Raw genomic sequence first — 2,000 nt, 5'->3', positions numbered from 1 at the left:
TTCTGAGTCAACCAAGCAGGACTTAAAACGCCCCTCCCATAAAGTTCCTGTTCGTTGATAGGTATGATTGAAGTATCTCACGTAGCGACGCCCTACCGATAGCATCATTGTTGATACTGCACCAGCCACCTTAGGAGTGACTAGCAAGTGAACATGGTTCGTCATGAAAACCCAAGCATGAATATCCACACCAAACTTCTTTGATGCTTTGTATAAATAATGAGCGTAAAGTGAAAAGTCTTCTTCCGAAACGAAACACACCTGCCGGTTATTGCCTCGCTGAATGATGTGCTGGGTACATCCTGATAAATCTAATCGTGGCTTCCTTGCCATAAGAATAATCTTGGTTATGGGTTTAGCTGTATTATATAGCCCGAGTTTTTAATGAGTATCAGAACTTAACCATCATTGTTGTGCGCTATGGATTAAGGTTAAAAAATGTACTCTGACCCCATTAATTAGATATTTATATATGGGCTTACAATTCATTATTCATTCATGAAAAATTGCTATTAGAACCTTTACACAAACCAGAGTGGGCAGAAGAGTTTGCATCATTCAAAGACGGTAGCATTTACCCTCATTACTACCGTCCAACATATTTTATTTCAGACTCAAGAGACGTACTCAATTATTATCAAGATAAGTTCAATAGAGCAATTGATGGTTGGTACTCCGAAGGGTTAATAAAAAAGTCAGAAAAAGTGGGCCGCTTGTATCACTATACTTACGAAGAACTCAATTACTAAAGAGTCAATTGGGATAGCTTTCTGGTTTTCACTAGGAACTCAAATCAGCAGGCATTCGGATTTTTAGCGGTGTCAGCAACTACTGGCACCGCCCCCAATTCCGACCTCTGCTGTCCCCACTTCCGAGCCCAAACCAGACAGCCTTCCGAGGGCTGCTGGTAAAACTCCGAATCAATACTCCAAAATGAGGTGCGTCTCTGCGCACCCTACGTTTACTGCTCAACCTTAGAGCAATTCAGCCTTGAAATATCCCACCAAACATCTATCGGACATACGGACAGGACAATAACGTTACTCGTTTAGCAAACTTCGTGAATGATATACATCAACCTCGATATCAATGTCTTAATGCTGACTCCTCATACTCCCAGTAACCATCAAGCTCTCCCTTTTTCAATATCTCTTCAAATTTTTTATAGTTAGCACTTTCTGGAATGTCTATTGAAATTAATCCCAACGATTCTGCAAGTTCAGAAGTGCAGTTTAGGTCTTTCATTTTATTTCTTATATAGCTTATTTTTGATTCATCAAACATAATAACTCGAACAGTTGAGTTGCTCGATGCTGTAATGACCTTTTGAAAGACTAGCTCATTATCATTTTCTACCGCTTTAACAATATCCCCATTAGAAACTCCCTCCACAAAGAAAGGAGTATTATCAATTTTATATAGTTCATTCCCAAGAGGAAGAGCCCATAAATTTTCATAATTAACTGGCGGATACCCATCCTCATCTTGCTCCAATCTAAACAGTATTTTTTTATGACTCATAACTATCACCTCAATAAGTCGTCGTCGTTAGGTTTTGGTGGTTCTTTAGGCTTTGGCTTTTCATTAGGTTGCTTTGGAACTTTATCTGATTTTTTGATATTACATGAACGACATAATACCTGTCCATTTGATGGAATTAATGGGGTCAGAGTACATTTAATCCCAAATAATGTACTTACTTATCCTGAATAAGTATATGAATATACTGGGATCTATTACGGGAGTGCAAATCGATACTTTAAAGAGCTGAATGTATAAGATCGATGAATGGAATTTTTATATTAGCAGAAACAAAAAAGCCTTGCGGAAGCAAGGCTTTTGGAATTAATGGGGTCAGAGTAGATTTCGAACCTTTCGAGGTCTACCTGCTTCACGTGCTGCTAATTTTCTTGCCGTCAAGCCCTCAACTTGTTTTATAAAATCATCACGACCTAACACAAGTCCCTTTTGAGTGATTTTACGAATATCATCTACAATCT

At 38.5% G+C, this 2,000-nt stretch carries 3 protein-coding genes; 1 reads left to right on the top strand and 2 read right to left on the bottom strand.

The window, feature by feature from the left end:
- Positions 1 to 333: transposase (locus ABD128_RS09080; protein ID WP_343989429.1), on the bottom strand; the 333-nt coding region annotated here is incomplete at its 3' end.
- A gap of 173 nt (positions 334 to 506) precedes the next feature.
- On the opposite strand from ABD128_RS09080, the gene ABD128_RS09075 reads away from it, so the two are divergent.
- Positions 507 to 749, top strand: coding sequence for a hypothetical protein (locus ABD128_RS09075; protein ID WP_343989427.1), 243 nt, complete (start codon positions 507 to 509; stop codon positions 747 to 749).
- Between the two features lie 337 nt (positions 750 to 1,086).
- Here ABD128_RS09075 and ABD128_RS09070 read toward each other — a convergent pair whose 3' ends face one another.
- Complete coding sequence (locus ABD128_RS09070; protein WP_343989425.1) at positions 1,087 to 1,521, bottom strand: DUF4265 domain-containing protein; 435 nt, start codon at positions 1,519 to 1,521, stop codon at positions 1,087 to 1,089.
- Positions 1,522 to 2,000 lie beyond the last annotated feature (479 nt).

Source organism: Kangiella japonica, from assembly GCF_039523535.1.
GTDB classification, from domain to species: Bacteria; Pseudomonadota; Gammaproteobacteria; order Enterobacterales; family Kangiellaceae; genus Kangiella; species Kangiella japonica.
The sequence above is the reverse complement of the archived record's forward strand: the minus strand, read 5'-3'. Positions and strand labels throughout refer to the sequence as shown.